We start from the raw sequence: 289 nt of genomic DNA, 5'->3' as shown, positions 1-289 counted from the left end.
ATCGTTGCGCCGTTCGCGGGCGCGTATCCGCTCTTCGTGATGAAGGTGCTGTGCTTCGCGCTGTTCGCCGCCGCGTTCAATCTGCTGATCGGTTATACGGGGCTGCTGTCGTTCGGCCATGCGATGTTCCTCGCGAGCGCCGGCTACGCGACCGGCTACACGATCCAGACGCTCGGCTTCACGCCGGAGCTCGGCGTGCTCGCCGGCACGGTGGCGGCCACGCTGCTGGGGCTCGTCGTCGGCCTGTTCGCAATCCGGCGGCAGGGCATCTATTTCGCGATGATCACGC

General features: G+C 66.4%; 1 protein-coding gene. It reads left to right on the top strand.

What is annotated here, in order from left to right; all coding sequences use genetic code 11:
* Positions 1-289: ABC transporter permease subunit (locus tag SB751_RS29555; RefSeq protein WP_410748966.1), on the top strand; the 289-nt coding region annotated here is incomplete at both ends.

The organism is Cupriavidus sp. SIMBA_020 (assembly GCF_046535395.1).
GTDB classification, from domain to species: Bacteria; Pseudomonadota; Gammaproteobacteria; order Burkholderiales; family Burkholderiaceae; genus Cupriavidus; species Cupriavidus campinensis.
Note: the sequence above shows the minus strand (reverse complement) of the source record. Positions and strands in the feature narration are given on the sequence as shown.